This is a genomic window from Acidovorax sp. Leaf160 (assembly GCF_001424265.1).
GTDB lineage: Bacteria > Pseudomonadota > Gammaproteobacteria > Burkholderiales > Burkholderiaceae_C > Paracidovorax.
The window spans coordinates 571,968-588,748 of the sequence record NZ_LMOV01000012.1 but is presented as its reverse complement, the minus strand read 5'-3'; the positions used below and the strand labels follow the sequence as shown (position 1 = coordinate 588,748).

The following is a 16,781-nucleotide window of genomic DNA, read 5'->3' as shown; positions in this document are numbered from 1 at the left end:
GCCTTACTTCGCCGTGGACTTCGGCTGGCTGTCGTCCACCTTCACGGTGAAGGTTCCGGACAGGATCTCGGCCTCGCGCGTTTTCACCTTGGCCACCAGCTCGGCCGGCACTTTCTTCTCGAACGTGCCCAAGGGTGCGAGAGACGAGCCCTTGTGCTTCATCATCGAGTAGGGGCCGTAGTCTTCGGCCGCGAACTTCCCGGCCTTCACCGCAGCGATGGCGCGGTCCACGCTGGGCTCCATGTGCCACAGGGCCGAGGCGACCACTGTGTCGGGGTACTGCGGCTGCGTGTCGATGACGTTGCCGATGGCGAGCTTGCCCTTTTCCTTGGCCGCGTCGCTCACCCCGAAGCGCTCGGCATAGAGTACGTCCGCGCCCTTGTCGATCATGGCGAAGGTGGCTTCCTTGGCTTTCGGCGGGTCGAACCAGCTGTTGATGAAGGTGACGGTGAATTCCACCTTCGGGTTCACCTCCTTCGCGCCGGCCATGAAGGCATGCATCAGGCGGTTGACCTCCGGGATCGGGAAGCCGCCCACCATGCCGATCTTGTTCGTCTTGGTCATGCCGCCCGCGATCATGCCGGTGAGGTAGGCAGGCTCCTGGATGTAGTTGTCGAACACGCTGAAGTTGGGTGCCTGCGGCTTGCCCGACGAGCCCATGACGAAGGCGGTCTTGGGAAAGTCCTTGGCCACCTTGCGGGCGGCGGATTCGACGCCGAACACCTCGCCGAAGATCAGCTGGTTGCCGCCGTTGGCGTACTCGCGCATGACGCGCTCGTAGTCGGCATTGGCCACGTTCTCGCTGCTCTTGTACTCGATCTCGCCGCGCGCCTCGGCCGCCTTCAGTGCCTTGTGGATGCGGCTCACCCACTGCTGCTCGTACGGCACGGTGTAGATGCCGGCCACCTTGATCTTGCCGGCGGCCTGCACCTGAGCCGCCGCAGGCGCGAGCGCCAGCGTGGCGGAGATGGCCAGTGACGTGCAGAGCAGTCGGCCGGTGAAGAGGCGGCGGTTGAACATGGCGGGTTCCATAAGGTGCAGGAATCAAAATGGTGGATCGACTGCCTGACACCGGCAAGATGCATGCCAGCAAAAACGCGCCCGCGGGCTGGGCGAGCGCCTGCGGACTGCCCTTACTTGGTGCCGAAGATCCGGTCGCCGGCGTCGCCCAGGCCCGGCAGGATGTAGCCGTGGTCATTGAGTTCGCGGTCGATGGCGGCGGTGTAGATCGGCACGTCGGGGTGGGCCTTCTGCAGCGTGGCGACGCCTTCCGGCGCGGCCAGCAGGCAGACGAACTTGATCGAGCGGGGGTTCAGCTTCTTCAGTCGGTCCACGGCCGCAGCGGCCGAATTGCCCGTCGCCAGCATCGGGTCCACCACGATGATGTCGCGCTCTTCCATCTCCGAGGGCATCTTGAAGTAGTACTCGACCGGCTGCAGCGTCTGCGGGTCGCGGTAGAGGCCGATATGGCCGATGCGGGCGCCCGGAATCACGTTCAGCATGCCGTCGAGAAAGCCGTTGCCGGCGCGCAGGATGGACACCAGCACCTGCTTCTTGCCGTCGATGACCTTGCCGGTCATGGTCTCCAGCGGGGTTTCGACCTCGATGTCCTGCAGAGGCATGTCGCGCGTGATCTCGTACGCCATCAGTGTGCTGAGTTCGCCCAGCAGCCGGCGAAAGCTGTTGGTGCTGGCGTCCTTGCGGCGCATCAGGGTCAGCTTGTGCTGCACGAGGGGGTGGGTGATGACGTGGACGTTGGTCATGGCAAGGATGGGAGGTATGCGTGAACGATGGGAAGGGCAGTCACCTGCCAGAGTGCCCTGATTTTCCCACGCCTCCCGGTAGCCCGCCCACGTGCGGCCGGGTGCCCGCTCTGCTGCTTCGCGCAGCGGGGTCCAGGTGCGTTCCGCAGGGTTCAGCGGCGCCCCTCGGCGTCCAGCGGCGTCGCCTGCGTGCCGGCCGGGCGCCGCAGCCGCCCGGCACGATCCGAGTCGATCAGGCGGAGAGGAAACGCGCGTAGCGCTCCATGTCCACGTTGCCTCCGCTGATCACGATGCCCACCCGCTTGCCCTGCAGTTCGAGGCCGCCGTGCAGGGCACCCGCCAGCGCCAGCGCGCCTGTCGGTTCGACGACGATCTTCATGCGCTCCGCGTAGAAGCGCAGCGCCTCCACCAGTTGCTCGTCGGTGGCGGTGACGATGTCGGCCACGCCCTGCTGGATGATGGGGAAGGTGATCTGCCCGGGTGCCTGCGTCTGCGCGCCATCGGCGATGGTGCGCGGCGTTTCGATGCGCACGATGCGGCCGGCGCGCAGCGACTGCTGCACGTCGTTGCCGGCGGCCGGTTCCACGCCGATCACCTGGCACTGCGGTGCCATCGCCCGCGCCGCGAGCAGGCACCCCGACAGCAGCCCGCCGCCGCCCAGGCAGACGAATAGATAGTCGAGGTCGGGCACCTCCTGCAGCAGCTCCAGCGCCACCGTGCCCTGGCCGGCGATGACGTGGGGATGGTCGAAGGGCGGCACCAGGATCATGCCGCGCTCGGCGGCCAGCCGCTGGCTGATGGCTTCGCGGTCTTCGGTGAAACGGTCGTAGGTCACCACCTGCGCGCCATATTCCCGCGTGGCGGCGATCTTGGCGGCGGGCGCGTCTTCCGGCATCACGATGAGCGCCGGCATGCCCAGCAGCCGCGCCGACAGCGCGATCGCCTGGGCATGGTTGCCGGACGAGAACGCCAGCGCGCCGCCTTCGCGCTGCGCTTCGCTGAACTGGCGGAGTGCGTTGTACGCACCCCGGAACTTGAAGGCGCCCATGCGCTGGAAGTTCTCGCACTTGAAGAACAGGTGGGCGCTCAGCCGTGCATCGGCCGTGCTGGACTGCAGCACCGGCGTGCGATGGGCCACGCCCTGCAGCCGCTGGGCTGCGGCGGCAACGTCGTCGTACGTGGGCAGGGCGGTATCGGTCATGGCGGCATCCTGGTGGAGGTGGCGAAGGCGAGCGGAAAGCGAAGGGCTGGCCTGCATGATAGCCGCGCTTCTGCAGCCCGTTTTTCAGGGGAAAAAGGCCCCGGGCGCTTGATTTACAAGCGCCAGTAGCTATTATATTGATAGCAAAATAGATGGCCGGTTCGATGGTGTGCAGCCGGCGTGACCCAAGTCCGCTGCTACCGCTCGGCGGTCGCCGCTGCGAAGAACGCGGCGAAGGGCGCCGTGTCCGGCATCACGTACACCACGCCGGGCGTGCGCCCGAGCGTCGGCGCCACGACCCGGTCGTAGAACAGATTGGCGACGTTCACGCAGCCGTTGGAGATGCGCCGTTCACTGGCGAGGGGACTGGCCAGGCGCTCCTGCCGACGTTCGCGTGGATGCACGCTGCGGATGCGGTGCAGCGAGACGGCGGCGTCGTAATCGATCCACACCAGGTCGTCGCCGCGCGTGTTGCGGCCCGGCTCGCTGGCGAAGCGGCCTGCGGGGGTGGTGCGTTCTTCCGGGCGCAGCGAAGAAAGCGGCTTGTCGCCCACGCCTGGCGCCGAGGCGTCGCCCAGCGCCGATCCCAGCAGCACCGGAGCGCTGCCGAGCCAGCGCCCGCCCGCATCGAACACATGCAGCCGCGCGTCCGGCTTGTCGATCACGGCGAAGGGCTGGCCTTGCGCGTCGCCCGAGTGCAGGACCCACCGCACCAGCTGCGCGGCGTCGGGCGAGGCGCCCTCGGGCCAGCGGTATCCGGCGGAAGCACCCGCCGCGTGAGCCCCGCCCGCCAGCAGCGCGCACGACAGCCAGACCAGGGCGGTACGGCGATCGGCCAAGTCAGCAGGGGCGAAGGAAAAGCGGGGCATCCGCTCATGCTACGCGCTCGGCACGAGGCTACGATGCAGGACAGCGCGGCAAGCTGCCGTCCAATGACAACGGGGCCCGCAGGGCCCGCTTCATCGACCGTTTCCAGCCGGTGCTCAGCCGCCCCGGGTGACCGGCACGCCGGCGTCGCGTCCGTAGCTGCCGTACTTGCCCAGTTCCCACTTGGCGGTGGCGGTGCGGTGCACTTCATCCATGCGCCGCCACGCGTGCCGGGGCGCACGAACGGGTCCAGATGGAAGTGGCCCAGCGCCTTGCCTGCGCGCTCGATGCAGTGGTGCGATATCGCCGGGTGCCAGCCTTCGCCGGGCACCGCGTGGATGGAGATGCCGACAAGCCGCTCTGCCAGACGGAACAGGTTCTGGAGCGCGACCGGATACGGGAGTGCAGCTTGACGCCGCGCGCGCTGAATTGGTAGCGGCACTGGTCGCCGACCGAGGCCAGATGCTGCACCACGTTCCAGTCGAGGCCCAGCCGGTCCATGGGTGCTCCGAGCACCTTCTCCAGCGTCGCCCAGTCCACGGTGGGCATCTCCAGCAAGGCGTGCAGCGCTTGGCGGGCGCTGGCGATGCGCTCGGCGATGGAGGCGGGAATTGTCTCGGGGTCGATTCCCGTGAATGCAACAGGGGTTGGGGTAGCGGGCGTGTGGGACATGGCAAGCAGGGAAAGCGGTGGAAGGCGGCCCGGGGGCGCGGAGCCGGCGGTACGGACTCGTACCGCTGGCGGCGAGGACGCCGGGAGGGGCGGGTCGATCCGAGCTAGATGAGCACGGGCTGGGTACGGTCCAGCAGCCACTGGCGCGTGCGTGCGTGTTCGCCGGCTTCCAGGGCGGGCAGCAGGGCATCGCGCACCGTGGCGTGGTAGCGGTTGAGCCAGCGGACCTCTTCGGCCGTGAGCAGATCGAGGCACAGGCAGTTCAGGTCGATGGGGCACAGCGTCAGCGTCTCGAACGCCATGAAGGCCCCGAAAGCGCTGGCTCCGGCATCCACGGCGAGCACCAGGTTTTCGATGCGCACGCCCCAGCGGCCTGGGCGGTAGATGCCGGGCTCGATGGAAGTGACCATGCCGGGATGCAGCACCGAGTCCTCGCTCGCGTCGCCGCGTACCGAGATCGACTGCGGCCCTTCGTGGACGTTGAGGAACCAGCCCACGCCGTGTCCGGTGCCATGGCCGTAGTCGATGCTCTCGCGCCAGAGCGGCGCACGGGCCACGGCGTCGATCATGGGTGCGCGCGTGCCTTGCGGAAACTGCAGCGACGACAGGGCGATCAGGCCCCTGAGCACCAGCGTGCAGTCGCGCCGCTGCGCATGGCTGGGCTGGCCCACGCTCCACATGCGGGTGATGTCGGTGGTGCCGCCCGCGTACTGCCCGCCGGAGTCGATCAGCAGCAGCCCGTCGCCGGCGATGGGCGCATGCGCGGCAGGCGTGGCCACGTAGTGCGGCATGGCCCCGTTGGCGTTGAAGGCGGCGATGGTGGCGAAGCTCGGGCCCTTGAAGCCCGGCCGACGCGCCCGGGCGGCGGTGAGCCGACTGTCGATGTCGAGCTCGGTGAGCGCCGCGCCGCATTTCAAGTGGTCTTCCAGCTCCGAGAAGAATTCGGCCAGCGCCAGCCCGTCCTGCTCCATGGTGCGGCGGATGGCTTCGGCCTCCTGAGGGCTCTTGCGCGACTTCAACAGCACGCAGGGATTGGTGGCCTGCACCAGCACCACGTTCGGCGGCAGCGCCTGCGCGTGGCCTGCGGTCACCCGCTTGGGGTCGATCAGCACGCGGGCACCCGGGCCGATGGAGCGCAGCACGCGCTTGGCATCGCCATAGGGGGCTATCGCGATGCCTTCGGCCGCCAGCGCCCGCCGCACGTCGGCAGGCAGCCGGGCCGTATCCACGAACAGGGTGGTGCCTTGCGGGCCGACCAGCAGGTGGGCAAGAAAGACGGGGTTGTAGGGCACGTCGCTGCCGCGCAGGCCCAGCAGCCCGGCGATGTCGTCCAGGCTGGAGATGAAGTGCCAGTCGGCGCCCAAGGCCTGCAGCCGGCCATGCAGCAGGCCCAGCCGGTCGGCGCGCTCATGGCCCTGCACGCCGGCGGGCAGCGCGGTGATGGGTTCGGCGGGCAGGGCGGGTCGGCTTTCCCACACGCCGGCCAGCGGGTCGATATCGGTGCGCAGCCGGTTGCCGTGCGTCTCGCAGACGGCTTCGAGCTGCCGCAGGGTGGCGGCAGCGATCACGTCGCCATCCACGGCCACCGCGCCGCCGCGCCCCGCCAGGCGGCAGAGCGAGTCGAGATATTCGCCTGGCGCGCCGGGCAGGGTCTTGCGCATGGTCACGCCACTGCCCTGCAGCTGGCGCTCAGCCTGCTCCCAGTAGCGGCTGTCCACCCACAGCTCCGCCGTCTGCAGGCCGACCAGCAGCGTGCCCATCGAGCCGTCGAACCCGCTCAGCCAGCGGCGGCCCTGCCAGTGGGCGGGCAGGTATTCGGACAGGTGCGGGTCGGCGGAGGGCACCAGGCAGGCGTGCAGGCCGTTGGCGCGCAGGTGCAGGCGCAGCCGGGCCAGGGGTGTGCCTGCATCGGCGGTGGCGGTGGTAGTGGCAGTGGCATCCACCGCGGCGGTGTAGGGTGGGCTCACGATGCGGCGCGGTCGATGAGGTATTGCGCCAGCAGGGGCACCGGGCGGCCCGTGCCGCCCTTGTCGGCACCGCTTTTCCAGGCGGTGCCGGCGACGTCCAGGTGCGCCCAGCGGCCTTGCACGAAGCGCGAAAGGAAGCAGGCCGCCGTCACGCTGCCGCCCGCACGCCCGCCGATATTGGCCAGGTCTGCCACGCGCGACTTGATCGACTCGTGATAGGCCGCATCCAGCGGCATGCGCCAGGCCGGGTCGGAGACCTTGTCGCCCGCCGCCAGCAGCGCCTGGCCCAGCCCGTCGTCGTTGGCGTAGAGCCCGCTGCGCACATGTCCCAGCGCGATCACGCAGGCGCCGGTGAGCGTGGCGATGTCGATGGTTTCATCGGGCTGGAAGCGCTGCTGGGCGTAGGTGAGTGCGTCGCAGAGGATCAGGCGGCCTTCGGCGTCGGTGTTCAGCACTTCGATGGTGGTCCCGCTCAGCGACCGGACCACGTCGCCCGGCTTGAGGGCGTTGCCTGCGGGCATGTTCTCGCAAGCCACGATGACACCCACCAGGTTGATCTTCAGGCGCATCTCGGCGCAGGCGCGCAGCGTGCCCAGCACGCTGGCGGCGCCGCACATGTCGTACTTCATCTCGTCCATGGCCTCGGCGGGCTTGATGGAGATGCCGCCCGAGTCGAAGGTCACGCCCTTGCCGACCAGCGCCACCGGCGCGCGTTTGGCCTTGTCGCCCTGGTAGCGCAGAACGATCAGGCGCGGCTCCTGCGTCGAGCCCTGGGACACGGCGAGGAACGACTGCATGCCCAGCGCCTCGATGCCGGCGCGGTCGTGGACTTCCACTTCCAGGCCCCAGTCCTTGGCCAGCGTGCCGGCCACGTCGGCCAGATAGGCGGGGGTGCAGATGTTGGGCGGCGTGTTGCCCAGATCGCGCGTCAGCGCCACGCCATGGGCGATGGCCTGCGCCTGCGCCAGGCGGGCGTGCATGGCGCCGTGGCGCTTGTCGTCCGCCGTGGCAAAGCTCAGCGTGCGCTCGGGCGGGGCCGGGGGCTGCTCGCCCGTGCGATAGGCGTCGAAGCGGTAGTCGGCCTGCTGCATCTCCAGCAGGGCGTGTGTCCAGGCGCCTTCATCCTCGCCCAGCGCCCAGATCACGTGCGCGGCGCGGGTGGCGGCCAGGGCCTTGGCGGCGGCGCGCGCCAGGGCTGCGGCATCGGGGCCGGAGCCGGTGGCGGGCGGCTCGGTGCCCACCAGCAGCAGGCGACGTGCCTTCAGGCCGGACACGGCCTGCAGCAGCAGGGTCTGGCCCGCCTTGCCGGTGATTTCGCCCTCGCCGCGCAGCCGTGCCAGCAGGCCGCCGGTGGCCTGGTCGATGGCCTTGGCCAGGCCCTTGAGCTTCTGGCCGCCGAAGCCCACCACCAGGCAGTCGCAATCGGCTTCCAGCAGCCGGGCAGGGTTGGCAAAAGTTTGCAGTTGGAATTTCATGGAAGAGATGCTTTGCTTGTGCTTGTCTTTTTCAACGGTCAGTTGAACTGTTCCTGGCCGGTCAGCCCGACCTTGGTCAGCCCACGCTGCTTGATGGAAGCCATCACATGCACCACGGTGGAGTAGCTGGCCAGCGCGTCGGGGCGCACATGCAGTTCGGGCTGGTCGGGCTGGATAGCCGCGGCGGCGAGCCGCTCATTGAGCACGGTCAGATCGATGGTCTGGCCGTTCCACTGGATGGCGGTCTGTGGGCCGATACCGATGCTCACGATGCGCGGCTCCTTGGGCGGCGGCGGCGGGCTGTCGGCGGGCACGGGCAGATCCAGCTCGACCGTGTGCAGCTGCATCGGGATGGTGATGATCAGCATGATGAGCAGCACCAGCATCACGTCGATCAGCGGCGTGGTGTTGATCTCCATCATCAGGGCGGCGTCTTGCTTTTTGCCCCGTCTCGGCAATGCCATGGCGGTTCTCCGTTCAGGGGTTGTGGACCGGCTCTGTCACGAAGCCGAGCTTTTGGATGCCGGCGTCCTGCGCCGCCCGCACGATGCGGCCCACCGGAAGATAGGTGGCCGAGGCGTCGCCATAGACCTGCACCATGGGCTGGGGCTTGCGCGAGGCGGCGTCGGAGAGGCGCTGCTGCAGCGTCTGCGGGCTGATGGGCGACGCGTTCCAGTAGATGGTTCCGTCGCGGGTGACCGACAGGTTGATGTCGTCCACCTTCGCCTGCCGCGGGTCGTTGGTCTCCTTGGGCAGGGCGACCGGAACCGTGTGCGTGGCCACGGGGATGGTGATCAGAAAGATGATCAGCAGCACCAGCATCACATCCACCAGCGGCGTGGTGTTGATGGATGAGACCAGCGGATCGCCGTCGTCCTGGCCGACGTTCATCGCCATGGTCAGGCCTCCAGCGTGATGGCGGGCTTGCCGCCGAGCAGGGCCGTGTGCAGATGCGTGCCGAAGTCGCGCACCTCGTCCAGAGCCGCCTTGTTGCGGCGCACCAGCCAGTTGTAGCCCAGCACGGCAGGCACGGCGGCGGCCAGGCCGATGGCGGTCATGATGAGCGCCTCGCCCACGGGGCCGGCCACCTTGTCGATGCTGGCCTGGCCGGCCAGGCCGATGGCCGTGAGCGCGTGATAGATGCCCCACACGGTGCCGAAGAGGCCCACGAACGGTGCCGTCGAGCCGACGGTGGCCAGCACTGCCAGCCCGCTCTGGAGCCGCTCTCCGATCGCGTCGATGGCCTGCATGATCGACTGGCTCAGCCAGCTGTTGCGGTCCACCTGCTGGGTGAGCGGGCCTTCGTATTGCTGCTGGGCGACGAGGCCGGACTCGGCCACGTAGCGGAACACGCTGGCATCAGGCAGGGCCTTGGCGGCGCCGCGCAGGTCGCTCTGGCGCCAGAAGTCGAGCTGCACCAGCTGGGCGTGGCGGTGCACGCGGCGCTGCTCCAGCAGCTTGGAGACGATCACGTACCAGCTGGTGGCAGACATGATCAGCAGGATGAACAGGGTGCCGCGGGACACCATGTCACCGTGCTCCCACATCGCCTTGAAGCCATAGGGGTTGTCTTCGCTGGCCTTGCGCGGGGCGGCTTGCGCCGTGGCGGCGGCGGGTGAGGGCACAGCGCTGGCAGCGGAGGCATCTCCGCCGGGCTGTGCGCTCTGCGCTGCTGCTGCGGGAGGGCTGGTCGCTGCCGAAGTCTGTGCGACGGCGCCCAGCGGGGCTGCCAGCAGCGACAGGGCGACGAGCGGAGCGGCGACGAGGCCGCGCAGGAACGTGGTGTGGAACGGGCGTTGGGACATGGTGCTCTCCGGTGGTCTGTGCGGGAAACGGGTGGACGAAGGAATGTGCGGGGCAGGGCTAGTTCAGGCGGAAACTGAATGGAACGCGCACCCGCACGGGCTGGCCCTGGCCGGCGCAGCGCAGATCGCGCATGGCTTCCAGCACCGGCCCGTTGAAGATTTCCGAGCTGGAGCTGGCGATGCGCAGGTCCTGCACCGAACCGCTGGGCGACACGTTGAATTCGGCCACCACCGTGCCTTCCAGGCCCTGGCGGCGTGCGCGCGACGGATAGCCGACCGCATCGCGGACGGCGGCGTAGTTGGAGCAGACCAGTTCGACCGAAGCCATCACGGGCAGAGCCGCTGCTGGTGCCGGTGCGGGGGCCGGGGCAACTGGCGCGGCCACGGGGGCAGGCGCCGGTGCAGGCACGGGCGCTGGCGCGGGTGCGGGAGGCTCTGCCGGTGCGGGTGGCACGGGCGGAGCTGGCGGCACCACCGGGGCCGGCCTGGGCTCCGGCGCAGGCCGGGGCGGCGGCTTGGGCGCAGGAGGCGGTGGCGTCGGCGCTGGCGGCGGGGGCTTGGGCGTGGGTGGCGGTGGGGGCGTCGGTGCCGGCGGCGGTGCCTGGATGAGCGGCTCCGCGCGCTTTTCGGCCATCAGCGTCACCAGCAGCGCATCCTTTTCCGGCTCTTTCTTGGGTAGCAGGTCGGTGCTGGTCACCAGCACGTAGGCCAGGCCTAGGTGCAGGGCGACGACGGCCGCCAGACCTGGCACTCGGTCGCGCAGTTCTTTCTTCGGGGGCTTTCTGTTCATGGTGTCCGGCCTTGCTGTGCGGTGTCTAGGGACGCTCGTGGCTTTGCGAAGATGACGATGCTGCCGGGATCGGTCATGCAGCCGCTGCGGCGCGGCGCAGCGCCGCCGCGACCGGCGCGCCGCCCAGGAAGGAACGCAACTGCCGGTCCGCCGTGGCGATGTCGATGCCGCTGCGCTCGTACCAGCCGCTGTCGTAGTAGCTGCGGGCATAGCGCTCGCCGCTGTCGCAGAGGATCGAAACGATCGAGCCGGTACGGCCCTCGGCAGCCATCTGCTGGGCCGCGTACAGCAGGCCGATGAAATTGGTGCCGGTGGAGCCGCCTACGCGCCGGCCCAGCACCTGCGAAACGTGCCGCATGGCCGCCAGCGACAAGGCATCGGGCACCTTGACCATGGCATCGACGCAGTGGGCGATGAAGCTGCGCTCGACCTGCGGGCGGCCGATGCCTTCGATGCGCGAGCCCTGGGCTTCGGTCATCGTCAGATCGGCCTGGCCGCGCTGCACGCCGGCGTAGTAGTCGAAGAACACCGACGTCTCCGGATCTGCGCAGAGGATGCGGGTGGGATGCTGCCGGTAGCGCACGTACCGGCCCAGCGTGGAGGAGGTGCCGCCGGTGCCGGGGCTGCACACGATCCACTCGGGCACGGGATGGGGCTCCCGCTGCATCTGGCGGAAGATGGATTCGGCGATGTTGTTGTTGGCGCGCCAGTCCGTGGCCCGCTCGGCGTAGACGAACTGGTCCATGAAATGGCCGCCGCTCTCCCGCGCCAGCACGAGCGACGCCGCGTGCAGGTCGCAGGCCCGCTGCACGAGATGGCAGCGCCCGCCGTGGAATTCGATCGCCGCGATCTTCTCGGGCGACGTGGAGGCCGGCACGACGGCGATGAACGGCAGCCCTAGCAGGCGCGCGAAGTACGCCTCCGACACTGCCGTCGATCCGCTGGATGCCTCGATCACCGGCGCGCCCTCGCGCAGCCAGCCGTTGGAAAGCGCATAAAGGAACAGCGACCGCGCGAGGCGGTGCTTCAGGCTGCCGGTCGGGTGGCTCGATTCGTCCTTGAAGTACGCGTCGATGCCCGGGTAGCCGGGCAGCGGCACCGGAATCAGGTGCGTGTCGGCCGAGCGGCTGAAGTCCGCCTCGATCCGGGCAATGCACTCGGCCTCCCAGGCGCGCTGCCGGGTGCGTTGGCTGCCGGGCAGGGGGGCTTGCAGGGGCAAAGCGGCGGCGTCCATCATGCGACCTGGCGTGCGGCGTGTTCCGCCAGTTGCAGCGAGTGGCCCGGATAGTCCGTGCCCGACCAGGGCTCGGCGCGTCCTCCCAGATGCCGGGCCAGGAAGTCTTCGCACAGCGCGTTGAACGACATGCGGTTGGCCTCCCGCACGAAGCCGTGGCCTTCGTCCGTGTAAAGCGCATACGTCACCGCGATGCCGCTCTGCCGCAGGGCGGCGACCATCTGCTCGGATTCCGCCTGCTTCACGCGCGGGTCGTTGGCGCCCTGGGCGATGAGCAGCGGAACGCGGATCTGCGCGGCGCGGTGCAGCGGAGAGCGGTCGCGCAGCTGGGCCAGCCCCTCCGGGGTGCCGGGGTTACCCATCGCACGGTGCTGGCGCACGCGGTCTGCCTCCCAGTAGGCAGGAATGGAAGCCAGCAGCGTTTCCAGGTTGGACGGGCCCACCACGTCGATGCCGCAGGCGTAGCGCGATGGATACCGCGTGAGGGCCGACAGAACCGCATAGCCGCCGTAGCTGGCCCCGAAGATGGCCAGGCGCTGGGGGTCGGCGACGCCGCGTTCCACGGCCCAGGCCACCGCATCTTCCAGGTCTTCGTCCATCTTGCGGCCCCATTCGCCGTCCGCCGCGTTGACGAAGCGCTTGCCGAAGCCGGTCGAGCCACGGAAATTGACGCTCAGCACGGCGTAACCCCGGTTGGCGAGCCACTGGTGCATGGAGTTGAAGCCGAAGCCGTCGCGCGACCAGGGGCCGCCATGCACCAGCAGCACCAGCGGCAGCGGCGCGGTCGTGCGCAGGTCGCCCGCCTCGGAGCCCATGGGCACCGTGAGGTAGGACACCAGCGAGAGGCCGTCGCGCGCCGGGATGACCACCGGCTGCATCCGCGAGAGCGGAGCCCAGGTGAGTTCGGGCCGCAGATCCATCAGGTGCCGCATCACGTTCGCCTTGCGGTCGTACAGCCACGTGGAGGACGGCCGGGTGTCGGACGACAGGGCGACGACCCATTGCTGGTCGTCTTCGGTGCGCGAGGTCAGGCGCCATTCGCCGTCTCCGGCATGGCCGTCGAGCGTTTCGATGTCCCGCGCGATGGCATCGTCCAGCACGTGCAGCTTGAAGCGCTCGTAGGTCACGCCGTAGGCCAGGGGTCGATAGCTCGCGGCGTCGGTGATCATGCCGCCGATGTCGGCGCGCGGGTCTTCGGCCAGCACGGTGGCAGCACCCGTTTCCCAGTCGATCGTGACCAACGCGGCGGTGTCGCGCCCGCGGCTGTCGTAGGCGTAGAGCGTGCGGCCCTCGACGTCGAAGTGGGACGGGCCCGAGCTGCGCCCGTCTTCTGCCGAGAAGACCTGCCAGGGCTGCCAGGCTCCCGCTGCATCGCGCCGCAGCCATTCGCTGCCGCCGTCCCGGGTGTTGCGCACGGCCAGCCGCACTTCGTACTGGTCGTCCAGCAGGAAGCCGGCGAAGCCCGTGTTTTGCTGCACGCACTGCATGTCGCCGGTGCGCAGGTGCAGCACGTGCACGTCGAAGAAGCGTGCGTCCCGCGCGTTCGAGACGATCGCGATCTCCTCGCGCCGTTGCCGGCTGATGCTCTGCACGCCGGTGCGCACGCCGGGCGCGGCGGGCGTCAGGGCGCGCAGGGAACCGTCTGCGAGGTCGGCGCCGAAGAGCTGGAAGTTCTCGTCGCCATCGCGATCCTGCGAGAACAGCAGCATGCCCGGAACGTAGGTCCAGTTGAAGCTCTGGATGCCGCGCCGCGTGTCGTGGGTGATCTGCCGGGCCGCGTGCGGGTTGCTGCTGGGAGCGGCCCAGATGTTCATCACGCCATCGCCGTCGGCCAGCCAGGCCAGCCACTGGCCGTCCGGGCTGATGCTCATGGCCGCGCGTGCCGGGTTGGCGAACAGGTGCTTGCGGGGGATGAGCGCTGCGGCCGCGTCACCGTCGGCCGCATGCAGGATGCTCTGCATCGCCACGGCTGCCCGGCGCCATTGCTTGCCGTACTGGCTCCTCTGGTACCGGTAGAAAGCCCTCAGCCGCTTGGCTTTCTCGGGATGCTTTTGCTCCAGCAGCAGGAAGACATTGGTGTAGTCGGTTGCCCCTGGCTCGCGGCCGACCATGTCTTCCGCATGGAGGGCTTCCAGCAACTGCTTCATCTCTTCGTCGTCCGCCTTGCCCCAGGGATAGAGGGCCATGTTCGCGGCGATGTGCGCGTTCATCCAGCCACGCAGCGTGTCCGACACGGCGCTGCGGGACTGCATCGGGTCCCAGGCAGCGGACTCGATGCACGTACCCACGGATGCGGCCACGGACTCGGGCGTCTGGGCGTTGGTTTGCGCAACCGCTTCGCGGCGGGCTTTGCGCCAGCTGGCGTTGTCGATGTCCTGGCCCGCCAGACGTGCCGCATGCAGCGCGGCCACGCCGTCCAGCGCCTCGGACAAACCCGCTGCCGCCTCCAGGCCGTTCAGCCCGAGGGTCTTGCCCTTGAGCAGTTCCAGCAGGCTGCGGCTACCCACCGTGTCCATCGCCATGCCGGGCTGAATGCCTTGCATCAGGTGGATGCCCCAGGAGACGCCGAGCGTCGAATTGGCGGCGACCATCGAATCGATCGTGAGGGCGAGCCACTTCGGCAGGCCGTAATCGGCTTCCCAGCGGTCCAGGTCATCGCCTCGCAGCAGGCTGCCGACGAAGCTGCCGACGTCGCCGTTCCAGTAGAGGGGCCTGTGCTCCCATCGGCCGGCCTTTTCCAGGGATTGCAGTTGGTCGATCACCTGCTGGCGCAGTTGCGGGTCGCCATGGTATGCGTGCAGGGTCATGTCAGGCTTCCAGGGCTTCGTCGATGACCTGGGCGATACGCGTCTTGGAGACGAGGCCCACCAGGCGGGCCTTTTCCTTGCCGTCCACGAAGAGGATCATGGTGGGCAAGCCGCGCACCTGGAATTGCTGCATGGTTTCCTTGTTTTCGTCCGCGTTGATCTTGCAGATGCGGGCTTCGCCGGCGTATTCCTCGGCGATGTCGTCCACGATGGGCAGCAGCTGTTTGCACGGTGCGCACCATTCGGCCCAGAAGTCCACCAGGACAGGGCCGGAGGATTGGAGGACGTGTTCTGCGAAGGTCGCGTTGGTGAGCGGGATGACGTTGGAGGACATGGTTCGGTTTCTGTAAGGGGTCGGAAAGTGGATGGGAATGGGGCCGGTGGATTCAGGCGTGGACCGGGAAGGGCCAGGAGCCGCTGCCGCCCTGGCCTGCGTCTTCGCTGCGCTTCGGCGTGAGGTCCAGCACGTGGTCGTGGTAGGCGGTCAGCGATTCGCGGTGCGCCACGCTGATCAGGGTGCTGTCAGGCAGCGCATGCACCAGGGCCTGGTAGAGCGCCCGCTCGGTGTCGGGGTCGAGCGCGCTGGTCGCCTCGTCCAGGAAGAGGTAGTCGGGCCGGTGCAGCAGAGCACGGCAGATCGCCAGCCGCTGCTGCTCGCCGCCGGAGAGCTTGTGCTGCCAGCGGTCGCTCTCGTAGAGCCGGTCGGCTAGCGCCGGCAAGCGGACCTCGTGGAGCACTTCGCGCACGCGTCCGTCGTCGAAATCCTCGGGCTGGCCTGGGTAGCACAGCGCTGCCTTCAGCGTGCCCTGGGGGATGTAGCTGCGCTGCGGCAGGAACATCATCCGGCCGTCTCCGGGCTGGCGGATTTCTCCCTCGCCGTAGGGCCAGATGCCGGCCACGGCGCGCAGCAGCGTGCTCTTGCCCGCGCCCGAGGCGCCGCGCACCAGCCAGCGTTCGCCTTTGCGCATGTGCAGGGGGGGAATCGCGGCGAGCGGTGCACCGTCGGGCTTTTGCAGCGCGACGTCATGCGCCTCGATGGCGGGCTCGGGCGTGCGGGAGACCTGGATACCCGCCGGCCGCTCGTTCGCTTCCTCGAGCGCGCCCAGCAGGTCGCGCAGCCGGTTGCCGAGCGCCCACCACTCGGTGAAGGTGACGTAGGCGTGGCTGAAGAAGACCAGGCTGCTGCTGACGGCGGTGAAGGCGCCGCCCACGCGCGTCACGTCGCCCAGGGTGATGGCGCCGGAGAGGTAGCGCGGCAGTGCCGCGGCCGTCGGCAGGAGCTGGGTGGAGAAGGTGTGGGTGTAGGTCTCGCGCGCCAGGATCAGTTTGGCATTGCGAACGATGATGTCCCGCCAGTTGGCGCGCACCTCTTCGAACGAATCGTCCAGGCGCTTGTGCTCCTGCGCGCCGCCGTCGTAGAAGGCGATCTGCTCGGCGTTCTCGCGCAACTGCATGCCGCGGTAGCGGAAGTTGGCCTCCACGGTCTGGCGCAGGTTGAACAGATGGATCAGTGGGCGCCCGGTGAGGTGCGACACCAGCAGGGCGCCGGCCGAGTACGCATACACCAGATAGACCATGTACCCGGGGATCGAGAAATCGATGCCCCACAGCGTGAACTGCAGCGTGCCGGAAAGATTCCAGAGCACGACGGTGAACGAGATGGCCGAGACCAGCACGTGGATCGGATTGAGGAACAGAAACAGCGTGAGTTCGATGAAGCGGGGCACGTCCTGCGAAATGCGCTGGTCCGTGTTGCTCAGGCGGCCGTCCCGCTCGATCGCGTAGTACGCGCGCCGCTCCGTCCAGGCCGCCAGGTAGCGGCGCGTCATGGCGGTGCGCCATTCGTACTGGATCAACTCCCCCACCACGAAGAGAAGCACCATCGACACCAGCATGGTGAACATGCCGGCCACCCAGGACAGGCCCAGGCTGTGCCAGATGCCGTCCCACTCCCGCTTCACCAGGGCGTCCACCACCAGGCCCTGGAGCTTGTTGCTCCAGATAGCCAGGTAGACGCTGGTGAACATGAGCGTCAGCTTGATCGCGAGCAGGATCCAGCCGCGCCAGCTCTCGCGCGAAGTCCAGTAGGGCAGGATCAGGTCGCGCAGTCGGGGACGGTGGCTGTGGGCGCTCATGAACGGATAGAACCTCGGAATGGATGCGGCCGCTGGCAGGGCGGGCGGGCAGGGCAGCGCGGCGT

At 68.8% G+C, this 16,781-nt stretch carries 15 protein-coding genes; all 15 read right to left on the bottom strand.

Annotated elements, in window-relative coordinates:
• Positions 1-3: 3 nt before the first annotated feature.
• Complete coding sequence (locus ASF94_RS09225; protein ID WP_056664958.1) at positions 4-1,020, bottom strand: BMP family protein; 1,017 nt, start codon at positions 1,018-1,020, stop codon at positions 4-6.
• Between the two features lie 113 nt (positions 1,021-1,133).
• The gene (gene upp, locus ASF94_RS09220; protein WP_056664640.1) at positions 1,134-1,763 is read right to left on the bottom strand and encodes a uracil phosphoribosyltransferase; all 630 of its coding nucleotides are present in this window, start codon (positions 1,761-1,763) and stop codon (positions 1,134-1,136) included.
• 232 nt (positions 1,764-1,995) lie between these two features.
• Positions 1,996-2,964, bottom strand: coding sequence for a threo-3-hydroxy-L-aspartate ammonia-lyase (locus ASF94_RS09215; protein WP_056664637.1), 969 nt, complete (start codon positions 2,962-2,964; stop codon positions 1,996-1,998).
• A 197-nt stretch (positions 2,965-3,161) separates the two neighbouring features.
• Positions 3,162-3,803 carry a hypothetical protein gene (locus ASF94_RS09210; RefSeq protein WP_235505310.1) on the bottom strand — a complete coding sequence of 214 codons (642 nt, stop codon included), beginning with the start codon at positions 3,801-3,803 and terminating at the stop codon, positions 3,162-3,164.
• 235 nt (positions 3,804-4,038) lie between these two features.
• On the bottom strand, positions 4,039-4,503 hold the full coding sequence (locus ASF94_RS21565) for a hypothetical protein (protein WP_056664629.1): 465 nt from the start codon (positions 4,501-4,503) through the stop codon (positions 4,039-4,041).
• Positions 4,504-4,607: 104 nt separating this feature from the next.
• Entirely contained in the window at positions 4,608-6,446 is a 1,839-nt protein-coding gene (locus ASF94_RS09200; protein WP_056664955.1) for an aminopeptidase P family protein, read from the bottom strand.
• A gap of 20 nt (positions 6,447-6,466) precedes the next feature.
• Positions 6,467-7,945, bottom strand: a complete 1,479-nt coding sequence (locus ASF94_RS09195) for a leucyl aminopeptidase (protein WP_056664625.1) — start codon at positions 7,943-7,945, stop codon at positions 6,467-6,469.
• 38 nt (positions 7,946-7,983) lie between these two features.
• On the bottom strand, positions 7,984-8,409 hold the full coding sequence (locus tag ASF94_RS09190; RefSeq protein ID WP_056664622.1) for a biopolymer transporter ExbD: 426 nt from the start codon (positions 8,407-8,409) through the stop codon (positions 7,984-7,986).
• A 13-nt stretch (positions 8,410-8,422) separates the two neighbouring features.
• The gene (locus ASF94_RS09185; protein ID WP_056664619.1) at positions 8,423-8,842 is read right to left on the bottom strand and encodes a biopolymer transporter ExbD; all 420 of its coding nucleotides are present in this window, start codon (positions 8,840-8,842) and stop codon (positions 8,423-8,425) included.
• Positions 8,843-8,844: 2 nt separating this feature from the next.
• Entirely contained in the window at positions 8,845-9,750 is a 906-nt protein-coding gene (locus ASF94_RS09180) for a MotA/TolQ/ExbB proton channel family protein (protein WP_056664616.1), read from the bottom strand.
• 58 nt (positions 9,751-9,808) lie between these two features.
• A complete protein-coding gene (locus tag ASF94_RS09175) occupies positions 9,809-10,540 on the bottom strand; it encodes an energy transducer TonB (RefSeq protein ID WP_056664613.1) in 732 nt (243 codons plus the stop codon).
• 73 nt (positions 10,541-10,613) lie between these two features.
• Positions 10,614-11,774 (bottom strand): PLP-dependent cysteine synthase family protein, encoded by a 1,161-nt coding sequence (locus tag ASF94_RS09170; protein ID WP_056664610.1) that lies wholly within the window; start codon positions 11,772-11,774, stop codon positions 10,614-10,616.
• The gene (locus ASF94_RS09165) at positions 11,774-14,581 is read right to left on the bottom strand and encodes a S9 family peptidase (protein WP_200933046.1); all 2,808 of its coding nucleotides are present in this window, start codon (positions 14,579-14,581) and stop codon (positions 11,774-11,776) included. Before ASF94_RS09165 ends, ASF94_RS09170 begins: the two co-directional genes overlap by 1 nt.
• Before the next feature lies 1 nt (position 14,582).
• Positions 14,583-14,915, bottom strand: coding sequence for a thioredoxin (trxA, locus tag ASF94_RS09160; protein WP_056664607.1), 333 nt, complete (start codon positions 14,913-14,915; stop codon positions 14,583-14,585).
• Between the two features lie 52 nt (positions 14,916-14,967).
• Positions 14,968-16,716 carry an ABC transporter ATP-binding protein/permease gene (locus ASF94_RS09155; protein ID WP_056664605.1) on the bottom strand — a complete coding sequence of 583 codons (1,749 nt, stop codon included), beginning with the start codon at positions 16,714-16,716 and terminating at the stop codon, positions 14,968-14,970.
• Between the last annotated feature and the right edge of the window lie 65 nt (positions 16,717-16,781).